General features: G+C 60.4%; 13 protein-coding genes. 3 read left to right on the forward strand and 10 right to left on the reverse strand.

Annotated features, from left to right (window positions below):
* Positions 1 to 123 precede the first annotated feature (123 nt).
* Both JF535_RS14800 and JF535_RS14805 read left to right on the forward strand, forming a co-directional pair.
* Positions 124 to 1,686 carry a thymidine phosphorylase family protein gene (locus JF535_RS14800; RefSeq protein ID WP_207003394.1) on the forward strand — a complete coding sequence of 521 codons (1,563 nt, stop codon included), beginning with the start codon at positions 124 to 126 and terminating at the stop codon, positions 1,684 to 1,686.
* An 85-nt stretch (positions 1,687 to 1,771) separates the two neighbouring features.
* Positions 1,772 to 3,133: an MBL fold metallo-hydrolase gene (locus JF535_RS14805; protein ID WP_207003396.1), complete on the forward strand. Its 1,362-nt coding sequence runs from the start codon at positions 1,772 to 1,774 to the stop codon at positions 3,131 to 3,133.
* A gap of 87 nt (positions 3,134 to 3,220) precedes the next feature.
* Here the strand turns inward: JF535_RS14805 and JF535_RS14810 are convergent, their stop codons facing one another.
* From JF535_RS14810 to JF535_RS14835, 6 genes are all read right to left on the reverse strand, one after another.
* Positions 3,221 to 4,177: an acetyl-CoA carboxylase carboxyltransferase subunit alpha gene (locus JF535_RS14810; RefSeq protein WP_207003397.1), complete on the reverse strand. Its 957-nt coding sequence runs from the start codon at positions 4,175 to 4,177 to the stop codon at positions 3,221 to 3,223.
* A 368-nt stretch (positions 4,178 to 4,545) separates the two neighbouring features.
* Positions 4,546 to 8,076 carry a DNA polymerase III subunit alpha gene (gene dnaE / locus JF535_RS14815; RefSeq protein ID WP_207003399.1) on the reverse strand — a complete coding sequence of 1,177 codons (3,531 nt, stop codon included), beginning with the start codon at positions 8,074 to 8,076 and terminating at the stop codon, positions 4,546 to 4,548.
* Between the two features lie 411 nt (positions 8,077 to 8,487).
* Positions 8,488 to 8,730 carry a DUF1289 domain-containing protein gene (locus JF535_RS14820; RefSeq protein ID WP_207003400.1) on the reverse strand — a complete coding sequence of 81 codons (243 nt, stop codon included), beginning with the start codon at positions 8,728 to 8,730 and terminating at the stop codon, positions 8,488 to 8,490.
* Between the two features lie 3 nt (positions 8,731 to 8,733).
* Entirely contained in the window at positions 8,734 to 9,255 is a 522-nt protein-coding gene (locus tag JF535_RS14825) for a gamma carbonic anhydrase family protein (protein WP_207003401.1), read from the reverse strand.
* Positions 9,256 to 9,381: 126 nt separating this feature from the next.
* Entirely contained in the window at positions 9,382 to 9,864 is a 483-nt protein-coding gene (locus tag JF535_RS14830; protein WP_207003402.1) for a methylated-DNA--[protein]-cysteine S-methyltransferase, read from the reverse strand.
* Positions 9,861 to 11,366 (reverse strand): AlkA N-terminal domain-containing protein, encoded by a 1,506-nt coding sequence (locus tag JF535_RS14835; RefSeq protein WP_207003403.1) that lies wholly within the window; start codon positions 11,364 to 11,366, stop codon positions 9,861 to 9,863. The genes JF535_RS14830 and JF535_RS14835 overlap by 4 nt, the downstream gene beginning before the upstream one ends.
* Positions 11,367 to 11,566: 200 nt before the next feature.
* Between JF535_RS14835 and JF535_RS14840 the strand changes: the two genes are divergently transcribed.
* Positions 11,567 to 12,655, forward strand: a complete 1,089-nt coding sequence (locus JF535_RS14840; RefSeq protein WP_207003404.1) for a DUF389 domain-containing protein — start codon at positions 11,567 to 11,569, stop codon at positions 12,653 to 12,655.
* 80 nt (positions 12,656 to 12,735) lie between these two features.
* Here the strand turns inward: JF535_RS14840 and JF535_RS14845 are convergent, their stop codons facing one another.
* The 4 genes from JF535_RS14845 to JF535_RS14860 all read right to left on the reverse strand — a co-directional run bounded on the left by JF535_RS14845 (position 12,736) and on the right by JF535_RS14860 (position 20,410).
* Positions 12,736 to 14,466 carry a dipeptidyl-peptidase 3 family protein gene (locus tag JF535_RS14845; protein ID WP_207003410.1) on the reverse strand — a complete coding sequence of 577 codons (1,731 nt, stop codon included), beginning with the start codon at positions 14,464 to 14,466 and terminating at the stop codon, positions 12,736 to 12,738.
* Positions 14,467 to 14,658: 192 nt separating this feature from the next.
* Positions 14,659 to 16,479: an ABCB family ABC transporter ATP-binding protein/permease gene (locus tag JF535_RS14850; protein WP_207003412.1), complete on the reverse strand. Its 1,821-nt coding sequence runs from the start codon at positions 16,477 to 16,479 to the stop codon at positions 14,659 to 14,661.
* Positions 16,480 to 16,545: 66 nt separating this feature from the next.
* Positions 16,546 to 17,157 (reverse strand): NUDIX hydrolase, encoded by a 612-nt coding sequence (locus JF535_RS14855; protein WP_207003413.1) that lies wholly within the window; start codon positions 17,155 to 17,157, stop codon positions 16,546 to 16,548.
* An 88-nt stretch (positions 17,158 to 17,245) separates the two neighbouring features.
* A complete protein-coding gene (locus JF535_RS14860; protein WP_207003414.1) occupies positions 17,246 to 20,410 on the reverse strand; it encodes an efflux RND transporter permease subunit in 3,165 nt (1,054 codons plus the stop codon).
* Positions 20,411 to 20,416: the final 6 nt, after the last annotated feature.

The raw sequence follows: 20,416 nt of genomic DNA on the forward strand, positions 1-20,416 counted from the left end.
CACCGCCTGCGCCGCCGCACCGCATAGTGCCCCGCCCCACCCGTGTCCGGTGGAAACACCTACACTATATTTCCGCCGGGACTGTCCGCCCGGGCGCACCCTTGGGAGATCAGGGATCACACTATGACCCGGGCGCTGCCACTCACTGCCTACCGCATGGGAATCGACACCCATGAGGAACCCATTGTCTTCATGCGCAAGGACTGCGCTATTTGCCGTGCCGAGGGCTACACGGCAAACACCCGACTGCAAATCAGCGCCGGCCAGCGCACACTGATTGCGACGCTCAACACGGTGAGTGAAACGATTCTGCCCCAGGGCTATATCGGTTTTTCCGACAGCGCCTGGGAATTCCTCGGGCTGGATGAACATTCGGTGGTTCATGTTCACCACGCCCCACCGGTGCCCTCACTGAGCGCCCTGCGCAAGAAAATCTATGGTCACCGGCTCAATACCCTGGAAATCAGCAGCATCATCGGTGACATCGGCCAACGCCGCTATTCGGATATCGAAGTCGCCAGTTTCCTGACCGCCTGCGCCGGCGGACGCCTCGATGCCGCCGAAACCACTGCGCTGACCACCGCCATGATCAACAACGGCAACCGACTGCACTGGCCCGAGTACACACGTGTGTTCGACAAGCACTGCATCGGCGGCCTGCCTGGTAACCGCACGACGCCGATTGTGGTGGCCATCGTCAGTGCTGCCGGCCTGGTCATTCCCAAAACCTCCTCGCGCGCCATCACCTCACCGGCGGGCACCGCCGACACCATGGAGGTCCTCACCAACGTCGACCTGCCGCTGGCACAATTGCGCAATGTGATCACCCGTACCGGGGCCTGCCTCGCCGCTGGGGGCGAAGTCGGGCTGAGCCCAACCGATGACCTTTTGATTCGCATCGAGCGCGCCCTGGACCTGGACAGTGAGGGACAGCTGGTGGCCTCGGTGCTTTCCAAGAAAATGGCCGCCGGTTCCACCCACATCCTGATTGACATGCCCGTGGGTCCCACCGCGAAATTACGCACCCCGCAACAGGCGGCAGATCTCGAATCCCTGTTTCACGCAGTGGCCGGCAACCTCGGGGTAGAGGTTCGCTGTGTACAAACCGATGGCAGCCAGGCGGTTGGCTGGGGCATCGGCCCCGCCGAGGAGGCGCGCGATGTGCTGAGTGTGTTGCACAACGAGCAACACGCCCCGGCCGACCTGAAGGAGCGCGCGCTGTTTCTTGCGGCACAACTGTTATGTATGGCCGATGAAACCAGTGACGCGCAGGCGTACCGAAATGCCCGGGACTTGCTGGAATCCGGCGAGGCTCTGCAGCAGTTCCTGAATATCTGCGAAGCCCAGGGCGGCCTCCGCGAAATCCCAACCGCCAGCCACCATATCGAACTGCGCAGCACATGGGATGGACACCTGCGCGGCATGGACAACCGGCGCCTGGCACACCTGGCCAAGGTTGCCGGCGCACCCTCGTCCCCGGAAGCCGGACTGCGCCTGCAGGTCAAGGTGGGGGACAGCATCCGCGCGGGTCAGGCACTGGCAACCCTGCTGGCACAGACGCCGGGGGAGCTGGCCTACGCGCGGGAGTACTACCATCAAAACCGGGACCTGTTTGACGTTGCGCCCGCAAACACCCCGGCGATAACCGAGGGCAACCGAGATGGCGACAGGGACAGTAATCGATAGGAAAGCGCCGCAAGCGGATTACCTTTGAGAAGCGCCTATCGCAACGTACGCGCAGCAACACTGGCCAATGGAGAAAATCCTACCGATGAATATCACGTTCCTTGGCGGCACCGGCACGGTTACCGGCTCAAAATTTCTGATCAGTGTGGATGAGGGTAAAACGCAGTTTCTGGTGGATTGCGGTATGTTCCAGGGCTACAAATGGTTGCGCGAACGCAACTGGGAAGCGCCCCTGTTCGACTACCGCCACCTCAAGGGGATCGTCCTCACCCACGCCCACCTGGACCACTCCGGTTATATTCCGCGGCTCTACCAGCAGGGATATCGCGGCCCGGTCTACTGCCACCATGCCACCCGCGATCTCTGCTCGATTCTTCTGCCGGATGCCGGGCACATCCAGGAAGAAGACGCCCGCTTCTACCAGCGCCACAAACTCGGCAAGCACGCCCACCCCGTGCCCCTGTACAACGGTGATACCGCAGAGCGGTGCCTCGAGCTGTTCCAGCCAGTGGCCTTCGACGAAAAAATTCGAATTGGCAGCGCCACCCTGCATATCCAGCCGGCGGGGCACATTCTGGGCGCGGGCAGTGTCATTCTCGAAGCGGATGGCAAGCGGGTAGGATTTTCCGGTGATGTGGGCCGCCCGCACGATCTCATCATGCACTCGCCGCGGCCTCTGCCCGCTCTGGACCTCCTGCTGCTGGAATCCACCTATGGGGACCGGCGTCACCCGCAGATTGACCACGCGCAACAACTGGCCGAGGTCGTCAACAACACCCTCGGCCGCGGCGGGGTGTTACTGATTCCGAGTTTTGCCGTGGGACGGGCGCAAACCCTGCAATTCCTACTGCTGAACCTGATGCGAGAACAGCGGATTCCCAAAGTCCCCATTTTCCTCGACAGCCCCATGGCCATCGACGCCTCGGAAATCTATGCCCGCTACCCGGACCAGCACCGCCTCAGTGCCGCAAACTGTACCTTCATGTGCAGCGGCATCCGCTACACCCGCAGCGTGGATCAGTCCAAGGCTCTGGAGAACATCCAGTATCCCCACATCATCATCGCCGGCAGCGGCATGGCCAGCGGCGGCCGCATACTGCACCACATGAAGCGCTTGCTACCTGACCATAGAACCACCGTGTTATTCGCCGGCTACCAGGCTGGCGGCACCCGCGGTGCCCGCCTGCTGGCCGGTTCACGCAACGTAAAGATTCACGGGGAGTACATACCCTGCAAGGCGCAGATCGAAATGCTGGAAGGGCTATCCGCCCACGCGGACTATGTGGAGCTGGGCGAGTGGCTGTTGCAGTCTGCACTGGAGGCAGGCACCCAGATTCAACTGGTGCACGGCGAGCCGGACGCGGCCGATTGCCAGCGTCTCTACCTGCAGGACAACACCCCCTTCCAGGTACGGGTTGCCGGCTACCGGGACATTCTGCGCCTGTAACCAAGATTGACGGGAGCAGAAGCAAGCGCAAAAAAAACGGCGGCAACCGAAGTTGACGCCGTTTTCGAGTAACGCTCGCTGAGGAAATTAGCCGGTGACGTTACCGTAGCTCATCAAGCGCTGATAACGCTTCTCCAGCAGTTCATCGATCGGAACCGCAGTCAGCTTGTCCAGCTGCTCAGACAGGCGATCGCGCAGACGCGCGGCCATCAGGTCCGGATCGCGGTGCGCGCCGCCCAGCGGCTCTGGCAGCGTCTCGTCCACAATACCCAGCTCTTCCAGCACACTGGACGTCACCCCCATGGCCTCGGCCGCCAGCGGCGCCTTCTCCACGGTTTTCCAGATGATATTGGCGCAACCTTCCGGGGAAATCACAAAGTAGGTGGAGTACTGCAGCATGTTCAGCTGGTCGCCCACACCAATCGCCAGCGCGCCACCGGAGGAACCTTCACCAATCACGGTGCAGATAATCGGCGTGCGCAGGCGCGACATCACCGCCAGGTTCTTGGCGATGGCCTCAGAGATACCGCGCTCCTCACTGTCGATACCCGGATAGGCCCCCGGAGTGTCAATCAGCGTCAGCACCGGCATTTTGAAACGCTCCGCCATCTCCATGATGCGCTGCGCCTTGCGGTAACCTTCCGGCTTCGGCATACCAAAATTGCGTTTCACCTTCTCGTTGACCGTGCGGCCCTTCTCCTCACCGATCACCGCCACCGGACGGCCCTCAAGACGACCGATACCGGCAATGATCGCCTGGTCATCACCAAAGTGACGGTCGCCATGCAGCTCGTCCCAATCGGTGAAAATACGCTCGATGTAGTCCTTCGCATAAGGGCGCTGCGGGTGGCGGGCCACCTGCACGATCTGCCACGGAGAGAGGTCGGAATACAGGGACTCGGTGAGCTTCTCGCTCTTTTCCCGCAGGCGGGTGATCTCTTCAGCGATGTTGAGGTCGTTGTCGTCCCCTACATGCTGCAGTTCCTTGATCTTGCTTTCCAGTTCCGCAATTGGCTGTTCAAACTCGAGAAAACTGAAGTTCATTTAATTCGCGCCTTGATAATTCTGTGGGCCTGCCAAATGTTGGAAAATGCGACTAAACCACCCCGAACAGTCGCAAACAGGCCTCGTCTACTGAAAATGGCGGCTAGCTTACCGGGATAGGACCATCCAGTCGAGTGCATGGGTTCACTTAGCTGTGTTTCGAGCGCAATCAAAGCCTGCATCGAGAATGAGGTGCCCTCGAATCATGTTCATTTAACACAACCACGGGCGAAGGTGGCGATACCGGGTGCGGTCTTGCGAGACCTTCACCGCCATGGATGGCGGTGCAGAGCCCCCAGGGATGGGTACACGGCGTGTCTCGCAAGACCGCACCCGGTAGCGCCACCGCCACCAAATGGTCAAAAAATTTACTGCCGTTGATTGTAGTTGAGCTGTACCCGCTCCCGGCCGACGACCTCCCGCAGGGACTGAATCAGCTGATCATTTGGCTCCACTTTCCACTCTTCGCCCAGGCGGAAAGTTCCACGGGCATCGCTGCGTTCCACTTCCACCAGCACCGGACAGCTGCCACCCACATAGGGCCGCAGGCAGGCACCCAGGCGCTGGCCCATCTTGGGCAGCGCCTGGGCACTGTCGATCTTCAGGGTCACCCCGATCACACTGCCACTGCGCAGGTCATCCAGCGTAGACACACTGTTTACGCTCATCTTCAGGCCGCCACTGTAATCGTCGTGAGAGATAGAACCCTCCAGCACCAGCAGCGCATCCTTCACCAGCTTCTCCCGGTGCTCACCAAACGCCTCGCTGAACACCGCCGCCTCGATCCGCGCACTGCGGTCATCCAAAGTCACGATCGCCATCGAATCGCCACGCTTGGTCTTCATCACCCGCATGCCCACACACAGCCCGGCCACCTTCTGGTTATCCCGGCCCGGCTTCAGGTCGGCGATGCGCGCCTTCACCAGGTGTTTCAATTCATCTTCGTATTCATCGATGGGATGGCCGGTGAGGTACAGACCGAGGGTATTTTTCTCGCCTTCGAGACGCTCGCGGATACTCCACGGGCGAGCGTTGCGGAAATCCTCGTACACATCGCCGTCAGACGCCGAGCGCACCACCTCGCCAAACAGGTCCATCATGCCGGCGCTGTCGTTCTTGCTCTGCTGCTCCGCAGACTTCACCGCCTCATCCAGCGCGTTGAACAGCACCGCACGAGAGTAATCCAGCCCATCGGCACTGTTGGTATCCGGACCGATGCTGTCCAGTGCACCGGAGCGCACCAGCGCTTCCAGCGCGCGCTTGTTCACCTTGCGCGGGTCGATGCGGGAACAGAAATCGAACAGGTCCGTAAAGGGCCCGTTCTGCTCACGCTCGGCAATAATGTTGTCGATGGGTCCCTCACCCAGCCCCTTGATCGCACCGAGACCGTAGATGATGCGGTTTTCCCCGTTATCGGAGACCGGCACGGAGAACTGGTAGGTACCCAGATTTACATCCGGCGGCACCAGGTCGAGCTTCATGGCCCGACACTCTTCGATAAAGGTCACCACCTTGTCGGTCTTGTCCATGTCCGACGACATAGTGGCGGCCATAAACTGCGCCGGGTAGTGGGCCTTCAGCCAGGCGGTCTGGTAAGAGACCAGAGCGTAGGCGGCGGAGTGGGATTTGTTGAAACCGTAACCGGCGAATTTTTCAACCAGGTCAAAGATCTTGATTGCGAGATCCGGGTCTACCCCCTGCTCCTTCGCACCCTCCTCAAAGGTGGCACGCTGCTTGGCCATCTCCTCGGGTTTTTTCTTACCCATGGCCCGGCGCAGCATGTCCGCACCACCGAGGGTATAGCCCGCCAGTTCCTGGGCAATCTGCATCACCTGTTCCTGGTAAACGATTACCCCGTAGGTGGGCTCCAGGATCGGCTTGAGTTTCTCGTGCTGGTACTTGGCATCCGGGTAGGCCACCTGGGCGCGACCGTGCTTCCGGTTGATGAAGTCGTCCACCATGCCCGACTGCAGCGGACCCGGACGAAACAGGGCCACCAGGGCGATCATGTCTTCGAGGTTGTCCGGCTGCAGACGTTTGATCAGGTCCTTCATACCGCGGGATTCCAACTGGAACACCGCGGTGGTCTCGGCCCGCTTGATCATCTTGAAGGTTTCTTCATCGTCCAGTGGCAGCGCCTCGATCACCAGAGGCTCTTTGCCCTCCCGCGCGCGCTGCTCGTCCACCATCGCCTTGGCCCAGTCGATGATGGTCAGGGTACGCAGACCGAGGAAGTCGAACTTCACCAGGCCCGCGTCTTCCACGTCGTTCTTGTCGAACTGGGTCACCAGGCCGGCACCGGTCTCGTCGCAGTAGAGCGGCGCAAAGTCGGTGAGTTTGGTGGGGGCGATTACCACACCACCGGCGTGCTTGCCCACGTTCCGCGCCACGCCCTCAAGCTGCAGCGCCATCTCCCAGATTTCCTGACCTTCCTCATCGTTCTCGAGGAACTCGCGCAGTACTTCTTCCTGCTCGAAGGCCTTCTGCAGGGTCATGCCGGGGTCCGGCGGAATCATCTTGGAGAGCTTGTCGGCAAGGCCGTAGGACTTGCCCTGCACCCGCGCCACATCCCGCACCACCGCCTTCGCGGCCATGGTACCGAAGGTGATGATCTGGCTTACCGCGTTACGGCCATAGTTATCCGCCACGTAGCTGATCACGCGATCGCGTTTTTCCATGCAGAAGTCGACGTCGAAGTCGGGCATGGAAACCCGTTCCGGGTTCAGGAATCGTTCGAACAGCAGGTCGTATTGCAGCGGATCGAGATCGGTAATTTTCTGCGAGTAGGCAATCAGCGAGCCCGCACCAGAACCCCGCCCCGGGCCCACCGGGATATTGTGATCCTTGGCCCACTGGATAAAGTCCATCACGATCAGGAAGTAGCCCGGGAATCCCATCTGGATAACGATATCCAGCTCGAAGCGCAGGCGGTCTTCGTACTCTTTTTTGCGCGCTTCGTAATCCGGGGCACTCTTGTCGAGAATAAATTCGAGGCGCTCGTAGAGACCATCGAAGGAAATCTTTTCGAAGAACTCGTTCTCCGTCATGCCGTCGGGGATGGGGAACTGGGGCAGGAAGTACTTGCCCAGCTGAATCGGCGCGGAACAGCGGCGCGCAATCTCCACCGTGTTTTGCAGCGCTTCCGGAATATCCGCAAACAGCGCCTGCATCTCCTCCGGGGTGCGCAGATACTGCTCGGAAGAATAACGGCGCTCGCGACGCGGATCATCCAGCGCACGGCCCTCGCGGATACACACCCGCACCTCATGGGCCTCAAACTCGCTGTCCTCAAGAAAGCGCACATCGTTGGTCGCCACCACCGGCAGATTCAGCTTGCCCGCCAGCCCCACCGCCGCATGCAGATACGCCTCATCCCCCGGCCGACCAGTGCGCTGCAATTCCAGATAATAACGCCCCGGGAAAATCCGCTCCCACTCCTGCGCCAGCGCCTCCGCCTGCGAGTTCCGCCCCGCAATCAGCGCACGCCCCACATCCCCGTACTTGGCACCAGAGAGCATCAGCACGCCTTCCGACGCCTGCTCGATCCACTCGCGCTCCACAAAAGCGTGCCCGTGGTACTGGCCTTCCATCCACGCGCGGGAAATCAGCTCGGTAATATTGCGATAGCCGGTGGTGTTCATCGCATACAGCGTCAGCAGCGTCGGCTGCTCCTCACCACCTTCCTTCAGCCAGAAATCTGCACCGGTGATCGGCTTGATGCCGGCACCCATGCAGCCTTTATAAAACTTCACCTGGCCATAGAAATTCGTCTGATCCGTAATCGCCACCGCCGGCATCTCCAGCTCAGCGACACGGCTCACCAGCGGCTTGATACGCACCAGACCGTCGATCAGGGAATATTCTGTGTGGATTCTTAAATGTACGAAGGGTTGGGTCATATTTTTTCTATTTGGTTTGGTTCCGGGGCTCTTTTGTTTTGAGCTCTGATCCGGGTACGCACCGAGGGGCGGTAAGCCCTTCCGGGACACGCGGCGAGTACATCCATGTAGCTCTGCGCCGACATCCCTGTCGGCGAAGGCCCCGGAAGGGCTTACCGCCCCTCGGTGCTTTGTGCAATTCTGGTAATTTTTTGCTTCGTAAGCCCAGGCAACTCATCGCAACCTGGTGCCCAATAATTTCTGACGGAGTACTGTAGCCGAAGCGAAGGCGGAGCAGCGGGTACGAGTTTTCAGGAGCGTCGCAAACAGGATGTTTGCGCCGCAGCGCCCAGGGATGGGTTCACAGCGGTCCTGAAAACTCGTACCCGCTGATCCGGCGCCAGAGGGCCGAAAAAAACGAACCACAAACGGTCAGTCCGACCACCAAACCCGCTTCATTTCCACCGCCCGCTCATGGCACAAACTCAATACCTGCTTTTTCTGAGCATTAGACATCCGCCCCCACTGACTGATCTCAGTCCCGGAGCGAAAGCACCCCTCACAGATATCCTCGCGATTCAGCGCACAAACGGAAACACAAGGCGACTTTACCGGAAACTCGAATTCAGCCTCCGGCTCTTTATCCTTCACCTTGCTCCAATCGCTCTCGGTCATCGTTCAGACCTCAACCAGCTCTTCCGCAAACCGCTGACCGTTGGCCACATAAATCTCACTGCTCGCCTTCAACAACTCAAACATCGACGCATCCAGCGACTTCACCACCTTACCCGGGCTGCCCAGCACCAACGAATAATCCGGAATCTCCGCATTCTCCGTCACCAGCGCATTCGCCCCAATAATGCAGCACTTGCCGATCTTGGCCCCATTCAGCACCACCGCGTTCATACCCACCAGCGAATAGTCACCGATCTGGCACCCGTGCAGCGTCACCTTGTGCCCCACCGTCACCCCAGTGCCCACCGTCAGCGGCACACCCGGATCCGTATGCAACACAGAGCCATCCTGAATGTTCGCCCGCTCACCAATCGTGATCAGATCGTTGTCCCCGCGAATCACCGCGTTGAACCACACCGAACTGTGGGGCTTCATCAGCACATTGCCAATCACCCGGGCACCCGGCGCCACATAGTGGCCCTCGCCTTCCAGCTGCGGCTGTTTATCGCCCAATCTGTACAGCATCTGGTCTCCCCCTCAGGGTATTGCGTGCGGACTTGATCAATGAAAAGTTCATGGAAATCAGCCGGCCATTATCCAGCCCAAAGGGCGCGAATACCACCCCGCAACACCGTGACTCACCGGGCATTTTCACCCGATCAACACCCCCTCCAGCGCCAGTAAACGCGCCTTCATCTCCAGCCCGCCGGCATAGCCCGTCAGCGTGCCGTCCGCCCCGATCACCCGATGACAGGGCACCACGATAGACAGCGGGTTGGCGCCGTTGGCGCGGGCCACCGCGCGCACCGCCTTGGGGTTACCGATGGCCTCCGCCAGCGCCCGGTAACTGCGGGTTTCACCAAAGGGAATCGCGCACAGCGCCCGCCACACCGACTGCTGGAACGGCGTCCCAGCGGCAGCCAGCGGCAGGTCGAAGGATTGCCGTTCACCCGCGAAATAGGCCCGCAACTGCGCTGCAGCCGCCGCCGTCAGATCATTGCCCCCGCGCTGCCAGCCCGGCTTTACCGGCAACGGCCGCTGGCCGGCCTGCAGGTCAATACCCACCAGCCCGGCCTCGCTCGCCGCGATGCCCAGCTCCCCAAAGAGGCTCGGATAGATTTCGTAATGGATCATGTGGATACCCCCGTTGCGGACTTCAGTTTGAGCGACTGCCAGAGCAGCAGCGCCCCGTAGGCCCGCCAGGGGCGCCAGGGTTCGGCCCGTGCCAGGGCCTGTTTGGGTGTCGCCTTTCGTTGCTGCTCACTCTCTCGCTCTCCGAGAGCGATCAGAACCCCAAGATCAGACGCGGGAAAGGCATCGGGCATGGACAGGCCACGCATGGCGGTGTACTGGGCGGTCCAGTCACCGATACCGGGCAACGCGGTCATCTGTGCGCAGAAGGCGTCGAGATCCGGCTCGTCAAAGTCGATCTCACCGTTCAACGTGGCCGCGACGAAGGTCCGCAGGGTTTGCGCACGGCTCCGGGTCACCCCGATTTCGGCGAAGTCCGCATCGCGGAGCTGTTCTGCGGTGGGGAACAGCAGCAGCTCCCCTTCCGGCCCGGCAAAGGTCTCACCGTAGCGGCGCGCCACGCGCCCGGCAATGGTAGTAGCCGCTGCCACCGAGATCTGCTGGCCGAGAATCGCCCGCAGTGTGTACTCGAACGGATCCCAGGCCCCGGGCAGGCGCACCCCCGGGTTCACTGCCAGCACCTGCGCCAGTAACGGGTCCGTGCGCAGGTGTGCACCGATTTCCTCCGTGTCGGAATCCAGGTCGAACAGCCGGCGAAGCTTCTCCCGCAACGGGTACAGTACGGCACCACAGCCGTCGCCATACACACGTACGCGCAGCCGCCCCTTGGCGTGTTCATGGGTCACACGCAACAGCCCGCGCTGACCGTGCAGCTCGAAGCTGCGTCGGTATTCGCCCTGCTCCGGGTCGTCCGCGGGTATCACCTGCTCCACCCCCGGCAGGGTTCGCGCAGAAAAAAAGGCCAGCAGTGCCGGCCAGTCGAACGGAGGGCGATAGCTCAGTGTCATCTGGATGGGCGTGGCCTCCTCCGCGCTGTCTGTAGTGGCAGCCGGCGCGCGCCGCACCTGCGAGGGCGTGCGCTGATAAATGGATTTGAACACACCATTGAAACGGCGCAGGCTGCTAAACCCTGCGGCAAATGCGATATCCGCCACCGGCAGGCGAGTGTCGCGCAGCAGGCCAAAGGCGAACAGTGCCCGCTCGGTCTGCCACACCTGCAGCGGGCTCAGACCGATATGCTCGGCAAACAGTTTGCGCAAATAGCGGCTGCTGATGCCCAGCCGTTCCGCCAGTTGCTCGATGGAATGTGCCTCGCGCTCCGCGCGCATCAGCTTGAGCGCGCGCTGCACGGTAGTGGAAACCAGGCCCCAGGCGGGGCTGCCCGGCGCGGCGTCGGGGCGACAGCGCAGGCACGGACGATAACCCGCCGCAGCGGCCTCCGCGGCCGTCGCGAAGTACTCAACATTTTTCTCCAGCGGCGGGCGCGCCGGGCAAATAGGCCGGCAGAAGATACCGGTCGTTTTCACTGCGGTATAGAAACGGCCATCAAACCGCTTGTCGCGGGCGAGTCGGGCACGGTGGCAGAGATCGGGGTCGGGACGCACGCAAGGCTCTCGAATAGTTTTCAGCAACGCCAGTGTATTGGTCAGGAGAGGGCAAGACTAGTCAGATTCGGAACTCACCCTTCGATCGAGCAACCATGAATGGGCGCGCGGTGATAGGGGAAAGGACGGAAGCGACAGACGCACCACTACCGGCACACGTGCTAAACCTACAACGAGCCAAATTTTCGCTGGACCCCCTTATGGCCGGAACTGAGACGAAGCCACAATCTGACTGGCGGCGCTATATCGAGAAGCCCCTGCCGCGGCCACAGGCGCGGGAGCAAATCCTTCCCGGCTCGATTCCCTCGCCCAGCTTTTACCTGATGATGACCGCGTCGACGGTGATCGCAACCCTCGGTTTACTCGCTGACAGCGCAGCGGTCATCATTGGCGCAATGCTGATAGCGCCACTGATGGCCCCAATCATCTCCCTCGCGTTCGGGGCGGTATCCTGGGACGGACAGCTCGTGCTGCGCTCGGCGCTGATTGCCGGCTCCGGTAGCCTGTTGTGTATTTTGATCGCGTTTCTCACCACCTACAGCATTGGCTATCAAATGGCGGGGCCGGAAATTGTCGCGCGTATGCGCCCGAGTATGCTCGACCTCGGCGTCGCTATCGCGGCCGGCGCAGCCGCCGCCTATACCCTCACCCGCCCAAACACCTCCGCCACCCTCGCAGGCATCGCCATCGCGGTGGCGCTTGTACCCCCTCTGTGTACCGTCGGTATCGCACTGGCACTCGACAACGAGGCCAGCATCGAGGTGGGTGTGGCATGGGACTCTTTAAGCGCAAAGCGCCCGTTTATCCTCTTTCTGACCAATCTGGTGGGTATCGCCTTTGCTGCCACGGTGGTTTTCTTCCTGCAGTATTTTCGCCGGCAACCCAGGGGAATTGGGGCGATGGCGATCGCATTCACCTGCCTGCTGGTCGTCGTCCCCTCCCTGACCCACGGACTGCAAGAACTGCTGGTGCGCAACAAGGTGCAGCGATCTCTGATCGACGAGAGCGAAAAAATCATTGGCGCAGACCAAGAAATCCGTTTTACCAGTATCACCACACGCTTCGACGGGGAGAGCATCGTCATCAGGGTTGAAGTGATCGACGGCGCGAAGGTAGTCACGCAGGAATTTTCCAATGAATTACAACAGCGAATGCGCGCACTGGTGGAGATGCCTGTTCAGCTGGAAATAGGCGTCATTCCCGAGCGCATATACCGTGGCCTGGACACGGCTCGCCTGCCGTCCCGATCGCCCCCACCAGCAACCACAACGGACGCGCAAAACGAATAAGCAGGCCCTCTGAGCTTTTCCGGGATAAAAAAAGGCCCCGCATTATGCGGGGCCTTCGATCGCTCACAGCATTCGGCAGTTTACTGAATACCGAGCACTTCCTTGCCCTGGATAAAAGTCACATCCACCGGAATGCTGGCGTCTTTCAGGCGATCCAGATCGGCCTGCAGCTCGCTACCGACTACACCCATGTTGTCCAGCAGGTCTTTGGACTTCTTGTAATCGCCGTCCCCCTGAATGGTCAGGATCAGATTGGACAGCTTGGTCATAGCCGCCTGCATTTTGTCGAAGTCCACACTGTACTGGCCGGTGGCTTCGTCGCGGCTGAAGGCGCCTTCCTGCTTGAAGAAGTTGAAGCGCATCATGTTCGCCTTGCCGTGGGCGCTGGCGGCGCCGAAGCGCACGCTGCGGAAAATACCGGCGAGGAAGGTGACGTAGTTGTCCATCAGCTCACCTTCTTCAATCTCACCCTTCTCATGCAGCTTGGTGATCATGTACAGGCCGAGGATATCCGCCTTGCCCTCTTCCAGTGCGGAGGAAGTTTCCTTCAGCGCCTGGCGCACATTGGCCCCGTCAGTGACGGTTTTCTTGATGCCAAGGCCGTGGGCCACTTCGTGGAACATGGTATTGCCGAAGAAGGCGTCGAACGTAATGTGCTTGCGCTGGTCCTCGGCGATCAGTACACCGCTGATGGGCACCAGGATCTGGTCGAACTTTGCGCGCATGGCGTTTTTCAGCTGCAGGCGGCGGGTGCCTTTCTTCAGCTGCACTTCTTCGTCGTTCGGCAGGTTGATGGCGATTGTTTTGGAGCCGGCATTACTGTGGCCTGCGTAATACAGCACATCGTAGGCATTCAGGTCGGAGTCGGTTCCGGGGGTTTCCGCCTTGTACTTGTCATCCACCGGCAGGCCGCGCTGCAGCTCCGGCAGGAAGGCGGCGAACTTGGACAGCTTTTCGCTCCACGCCATGTCTTTCAGCAGGACGTAGGACTCGTAGGCGGTGCGATAGGCGAACAGCTGATCTTCGTAATTTTCTATCGGACCGATCACCACGTCGATGCGGTTGTCCTTCATGTCCATCCAGGCCATGTCGCTTTCGCGGAACTGATCGTCAAGCAGCGCATCGGCGCGCAGTTTCAGATAGCCGGCGAAACCCGGATCCTCGGCCAGCTCGGAGGCCTCGCGCAGCAGGGCGGATGCCTTTTCCAGCTCAGTCTTGTAGGCCTGGTGGTAAGGCACCAGTTCCAGCTTGCCGTTACTGTCACGGCGCACCAGGGAGTAGAGCCCGTCTTTACCGGGCTGATTCCAGGCATCAAATTCCTGCTTGGTCATATCTTCCGGATAAAACTCGGCGCCCAGCGGCTTGTCGCCATAGCCCTCAATAAACGGCTTGTTATCGTTCAGGCGATCCCACGGGCCGTAGTTGATATCGGCAAATTTGCGCGCGGCGCTGTCGTCGATACCACTCAGCAACTCCTGTGCGGGGCCGTAGGACTGCAGCCAGAACAGCTGGTCCATGATTTTACTGGCGTCGATCAGCTTGCCGATCATCTGACGCTGGTTGTCGGAAAGAGAAGACAGGTCTGCATTCAATTCAACCGGCGCATAAATATTGAACCGGGAGGGGTCCACACCCTTGGCGATTCCACCAGCCTGAGGGCCTGTGGCCGGCTGTGCGGTATCGGCCGCCTGCTGTGCCGAATGTTCCGCTGGAGCCGCGGTTTCCGGCTTGGCGGTGGATTTTTCGTCAGAAGAGCAGCCCGCCACAATGGCGAGTGCCAGGGCGGATGCCGCGAATAGTGCAGTTTTCATTCAGGTTCCTGCCTGTAGATTTATTGATTCGTGCGAGCAACATTAATTGTGGGCTCGAAAGATGTCCAGACGACCCCGGCTGCTGGCCCGGTGCCGGATTTTCCTCTGCCATTATGCGCAATCATAGGAATTTACGTGGTGCGAATGCCCGCGAAAGAAACAAGTTGCGCCACGCAATACATGAACCCGACGTCAGGAACGCAGCCGCGCACCGCTTTGCCCCGCTTCTCGCGCCCGCTCCTGTTGTTGTATTCGCCACATTTCCGCATAGCGGCCGCCGGCGGCGATCAGATCCCCGTGACTGCCCTGCTCCACGATACGCCCCTGATCCATTACCAGAATACAGTCGGCATCCACCACCGTAGACAGACGATGCGCGATCACCAGGGTGGTCTGCTCCCGGGAAATTTCCTGCAGCGCGCGCAGAATGCCCTGCTCGGAGTGGCTGTCCAGGCTGGAGGTGGCCTCGTCAAACACCATGATGGGAGGATGCTTCAAAATTGCGCGGGCGATGGCCACACGCTGCTTTTCGCCACCGGAAAGCTTCAGGCCACGCTCCCCCACAGTGGTGTGCACCCCTTCCGGCAATTGCGCGATAAAGTCATCCAGCTGCGCGTGACAGATCGCCGCGCGCACTGCCTCGTCGCTGGCATCGACGCGGCCATAGCGCACATTTTCCAGAATCGACTGATTGAACAGCACGGTATCCTGGGGCACCACACCAATGGCGGCGCGCAGGGAATCCTGGCTCACCGCGCGGACATCCTGCCCGTCCACCCGGATACTGCCACTGGTCACGTCATAAAACCGAAACAGCAGTTTGAACAGCGTGGACTTGCCGGCACCACTGGCCCCCACGATGGCTACCTTTTGCCGCGGCCGCACGGTAAAGCTCACTCCCTTGAGCACCTCGCGGTCGGCGCTGTAGCCAAAGTGCACGTCGCGGAACTCGATCGCCCCCTGTTGGATACCGAGCCCGGGGGCACCTTCGGCGTCTTCGATCGCCGGTTTCACATCGAGGATGGAAAACATTTTTTCGATGTTCGCCAGCGCCCCCTTCATTTCCCGATACACAAAACCGAGGAAATTCAGCGGAATAAATATCTGCATCATGATGGCATTGATCAGCACGAAATCGCCAATGGTCATGCTGCCGCGGGTGACGTTGACGGCGGCCATCACCATCGCACCGCACAGGGCGGCGGCGATGATCAACGCCTGGCCGGCGTTCAAACCGAAGAGCGACAGGCGGTTCTTGCGCCGTGCCTGCTCCCAGGTGGCCAGCTCGCGATCGTAGTGCTGCGCCTCGTACTGCTCATTGCCAAAGTATTTGACGGTTTCATAATTCAGCAGGCTGTCCACGGCCCGGCTACTACTCTCGGATTCGGCCTGATTGAGCTCCCGCACAAAGCGCGTGCGCCACTCGGTGGCCACTACCGAGAAACCGATATAGACCACCACCGCACCCAGTACCAGCAGCGCAAAACCAGCGCTGTAGTTCCACCACAACAGTCCCACCACCATCAGGATTTCCACCAGGGTGGGTACGATGTTAAACACCATAAAACGCATCAGGAAACCGATGCCGGCGTTACCGCGCTCGATATCCCGCGACAGACCACCGGTGCGCCGGTTGAGATGATAATTCAGGTCCAGCCGGTGCAGGTGCTGGAAGACTTCGAGCCCCACCCGGCGCTGCGCACGCTCGGTTACGCGGCCGAAAATGGTGTCGCGCAGCTCGCCAAACAGTACCGAGGAGAAACGCACAAAACCGTAGGCCAGTAACAGGCCAAGGGGAAGCGCGATTGTCGCCGCCACACCGCCGGCACCGTCCAAGTCATCGACGATATGCTTGAGCAGAAACGGCAGGCCGACACTGGCGGCCTTGGCGCCCACCAGACACAGTAGCGCCAGCAACACCGGGCGCTTGAATTCCAGAAGATAGGGAAACAGGGTTTTCAGCGCGCTCCAGTGAACATCTTCCAGAGCGACGGCGGACTTGGGTCTGGGCATGGTCAATCTCGGTAAACAGGCCCGCAGTATACCTGACCAGACAACGCGCTTACGTCGGGATGGAACTCAGCTCAGCGCGCGCAGCGGAACGTCATCGCGGCGACCAATCGGCACATCCAGCACCCGCACCAGAAATTCTGTCAGCACACCGGCGGTAAAGCCCCAGATCTCGTAGCCTTCGTACTCGTAGGCGGGAAGGTAAATACGACGCTGGTCGATGGTGATGCGATCGGTGCGGATACGCGGGTCGTCGAAGAACCAGGTCAACGGAACCCGGAAGATCGCATCGAGTTCGCCGGGATTGGGCGTGAGCTGTGCGTCCGCCGGGACGATACCGAGCCAGGGTGTGACCTCTACCTGCCAGCGGGTGCTACGCGTCCACAGCGGGCCGAGCACGCGCACCTGATCGGCGGGCAGCCCGATTTCTTCATGGGTTTCGCGCAGGGCGGTGTATTTCAGGGAGGGGTCGGTTGTGTCCCAGCGCCCTCCGGGGAGGGATACTTCACCGGAGTGGCTGGAGAGTTGCTGAGAGCGCAAGGTAAGGATGACTTGTGGGTCTGGCTCATCTGTCAGGGCCAGTAACACCGCCGCGTGTCCCTGCAGGTCGGGGCCTGTGGGCACCTTTGCCTGCAGCTCGCTGCGCACTTCGGAAAACTTGCGTTCAATAATATCCAGCATTGTGTGTTTCAAATACCGCTGCCGCTCTATAGACACTATACCGCTGCGGCGAGAATTGACCAGTGCAGCGCAAAATGGGCTCAACCCACTAGGCCACTGTGTCCGCCGCGCCGGCATCCTTGGGCTTATGCCCGCCTTTTACCTTCTCGCGCAGGCTTTGTACCAGGCCGTAATAAATTGGCACGAGCAGGGTTGCAAAAATACTTGCAGCAAGCATGCCACCGAATACCGCCAATCCCAGGGACACCCGGCTGGCAGCGCCGGCGCCGGTGGCGATGACGAGCGGGAAAATCCCGAGGATGAATGACATCGACGTCATCAGTACCGCGCGGAAGCGCAGCCGCGTGGCCTCCAGCGCCGCCTCCTCGATGGATTTCCCCTGGTCACGCTGCGCCATGGCAAATTCCACCATCAAAATCGCGGTCTTCGCCGACATCGCGATCAGCAACACCAGGCCAATCTGGGTATACAGGTTGTTGTCTTGCCCCATTAGCCAGCACGCCAGTAATCCACCGCCCAGGGCTATCGGGATCGCCATCAGCACCGCGATGGGAATAGACCAGCTCTCGTACTGGGCGACAAGAAACAGGTAGGCGAACAGCACCGCAAGGGAGAACAGGATCGGCGCCAGGTTACCCGCACTGATTTCCTCCAGGCTGGAACCGGTCCACTCGTAGCCGTAGCCCTGCGGCAGCCGCGCACCCAGTTCCTCCATCGCCTTCATTGCCTCGCCACTGGCATAGCCAGGCGCGGGTACGCCGTTGACGCTGATACTGTTGTACATGTTGTAACGGTTCACTGTCTGCGGCCCGACGATCGGCACGACCTCGGCCACCGAGCTGACCGGCACCAGCCCACCGCTATTGGCGCGCACAAAAAAGCCATTCAGGTCCTGCTCATCATCGCGATAGGGCGCATCGGCTTGCGCCATTACCCGGAACATCTTGCCGAAACGGTTAAAGTCGTTGACGTAGAAGCCACCGAGATAAGTCTGTAGCGTCAGGTATACATCCGATAGCTGCAGCCCGAGTATGTGCGCCTTGTCCTTGTCCACTTCCAGTTGCAGCTGCGGTGTGGCCGCCTGATAGGTGGTGAAGGCGCGGCCGATTTCCGGGCGCGGGTTTGCCTCGCCGAGCAGTCCATAGACGACCGCGGCAAGTTCCTGGATATCCCGCCCCTGCAGATCCTGGAGCACATATTCGAAGCCACCGATGGTGCCGAGGCCCGGCAGCGCCGGCACCGGGAACGCCTGCACTTCGGCCTCCGGGACCCCAGCGCCCAATGCCTGCACCTTGCCGAGAATGGCAAACTGGTTCAATTCCGGTGTCTTACGCTCTTCCCATGGGTGCAATATCACAATCATAAAAGCGGTATTGGGCGCCATGCTGCCAGACAACAGGCTGTAGCCGGGGATCGCCATCACCGAGGCAACACCGTCAAGTGCACCGATGTTTTCACTCAACCCCTCCACCACCTTCACCGTTCGCTGCAGTGAAGCGCCATCTGGCAACTGCACGTTCATCATGAAGAAGCCCTGGTCCTCGTCGGGAATAAACCCGGTGGGCACCGTGCTGAACAGCCAGGCACACAGGGCACACACACCGGCGATGGATGCGAGCCCGATCATCGGGCGCCGCACACTGAAGCCTACGATCCTCACGTAGAGGCGGGTGGCACTGCGCAAGAAACGGTTAAATGGTCCGAACACCCCGGTCAGTTTCTCCCCGCCCTCGCCCTCGCCCTGCCCATTTTTGGGGCGCAACAACAACGCACTGAGCGCGGGGCTCAGGGTCAGGGCATTGATACTGGAAATAAGCACAGCGATGGAAATGGTCAGGGCGAACTGCTGATACATTTTGCCGGTGAGCCCAGGCATCAGCATCACCGGCACGAAAACCGCAAACAATACTGCGGTAGTGGCGATCACCGGGCTCGTCACCTCACGCATGGACTGCATCGCCGCCTCCTGCGGCGCCAGCCCCTCGCCGAGCAGGCGCTGGGTGTTTTCCACCACGACAATGGCGTCATCCACCACCACACCAATAGCGAGGATTAACGCAAACAGGGTGACGGTATTAATGGTCATTCCCAGCGCCAGCATCACCGCAAATGTACCGATCAGTGATACCGGTATCGCCACCGCCGGAATCAGCGTGGCGCGCCAGTCCTGCAGAAATACATACACCACCACGATCACCAGAACCAACGCGATCAGTAATGTCTCCACCACCTCGGTGATCGAGGCGAGGACAAAATCGGTGGTGTCGTACAGAATCTCGAACCTCAAGCCCTCGGGGAAGCGCTGGGAGAGTATCTCCATCCTCGCATCAATGGCCTGTGCCACGCTCAGCGCATTTGCGTCCGGCAGCTGGTAGACCGCCAGTACCGCCGAGGGTTTGTTGTCGAGCTGCCCGAATGCGTTGTAACTCTGACTGCCAAGCTCAATACGCGCAATATCACTCAGCCGCACAATCGCGCCGCCGGGCTTCGAGCGGATGCTGATTGCGGCAAACTCTTCCACGCTCTCCAGGCGGCCCCGGGCAATGATGGTGTACTGGAACTGCTGCTCTTTCTGGATCGGTGGCGCGCCGATACTGCCCGCGGCCACCTGTAAATTCTGAGCGCGCACCGCCGCAATCACATCACTCGCCGTCACATCCAGCGCCGCCATTTTGTCCGGGTTCAGCCACAGGCGCATGGAGTAATCCTGGGCACCCAGGAACTGCACGTCACTGACACCATCCACCCGTGCCAGCTCATCGCGAATAAAAATTTCGCCATAGTTGGCGAGAAACAGGTTGTCGAACTTGCCATCCGGGGATACCAGGTTCACCACCAGCAGAATGGTGTTCGACTTCTTCTCCACGGTGACGCCGCTGCGTGTGACCTCTTCCGGCAGGCTCGGCGTCGCCTGCTGCACACGATTCTGCACATTCACCTGGGCGACGTCGCCGTCATAACCGCTCTCGAAGGTCACCGTGAGGCTATAGGAGCCGTCGCTGTTGCTGGTGGAGGACATATATTGCATACCCTCCACGCCGTTGACTTCCGCCTCGATGGGAATCGCCACACTGTCGCGCATCACTTCCGCGCTCGCCCCGGGAAAGGAAGCATTGACTTGCACTGTGGGTGGGCTGATATCGGGAAATTGGGCGATGGGCAGCAGCGGCAGCGACAGAATGCCCGCAAGACTGATCAGGATCGAAATCACCAGGGCGAAGCGCGGGCGACGGATGAATGTGGCACTGATCATTGCCCG

The organism is Microbulbifer salipaludis (assembly GCF_017303155.1).
In the GTDB taxonomy this organism is placed as follows: domain Bacteria; phylum Pseudomonadota; class Gammaproteobacteria; order Pseudomonadales; family Cellvibrionaceae; genus Microbulbifer; species Microbulbifer salipaludis.

What these genes read in the sequence shown, in the direction of transcription:
- JF535_RS14800 (WP_207003394.1), top strand. Translation starts at nt 124, where the DNA reads ATGACCCGGGCGCTGCCACTCACTGCCTACCGCATGGGAATCGACACC.
- JF535_RS14805 (WP_207003396.1), top strand. Translation starts at nt 1,772, where the DNA reads ATGAATATCACGTTCCTTGGCGGCACCGGCACGGTTACCGGCTCAAAA.
- JF535_RS14810 (WP_207003397.1), bottom strand. Translation starts at nt 4,177, where the DNA reads ATGAACTTCAGTTTTCTCGAGTTTGAACAGCCAATTGCGGAACTGGAA.
- dnaE (WP_207003399.1), bottom strand. Translation starts at nt 8,076, where the DNA reads ATGACCCAACCCTTCGTACATTTAAGAATCCACACAGAATATTCCCTG.
- JF535_RS14820 (WP_207003400.1), bottom strand. Translation starts at nt 8,730, where the DNA reads ATGACCGAGAGCGATTGGAGCAAGGTGAAGGATAAAGAGCCGGAGGCT.
- JF535_RS14825 (WP_207003401.1), bottom strand. Translation starts at nt 9,255, where the DNA reads ATGCTGTACAGATTGGGCGATAAACAGCCGCAGCTGGAAGGCGAGGGC.
- JF535_RS14830 (WP_207003402.1), bottom strand. Translation starts at nt 9,864, where the DNA reads ATGATCCATTACGAAATCTATCCGAGCCTCTTTGGGGAGCTGGGCATC.
- JF535_RS14840 (WP_207003404.1), top strand. Translation starts at nt 11,567, where the DNA reads ATGGCCGGAACTGAGACGAAGCCACAATCTGACTGGCGGCGCTATATC.
- JF535_RS14845 (WP_207003410.1), bottom strand. Translation starts at nt 14,466, where the DNA reads ATGAAAACTGCACTATTCGCGGCATCCGCCCTGGCACTCGCCATTGTG.
- JF535_RS14850 (WP_207003412.1), bottom strand. Translation starts at nt 16,479, where the DNA reads ATGCCCAGACCCAAGTCCGCCGTCGCTCTGGAAGATGTTCACTGGAGC.
- JF535_RS14855 (WP_207003413.1), bottom strand. Translation starts at nt 17,157, where the DNA reads ATGCTGGATATTATTGAACGCAAGTTTTCCGAAGTGCGCAGCGAGCTG.
- JF535_RS14860 (WP_207003414.1), bottom strand. Translation starts at nt 20,410, where the DNA reads ATGATCAGTGCCACATTCATCCGTCGCCCGCGCTTCGCCCTGGTGATT.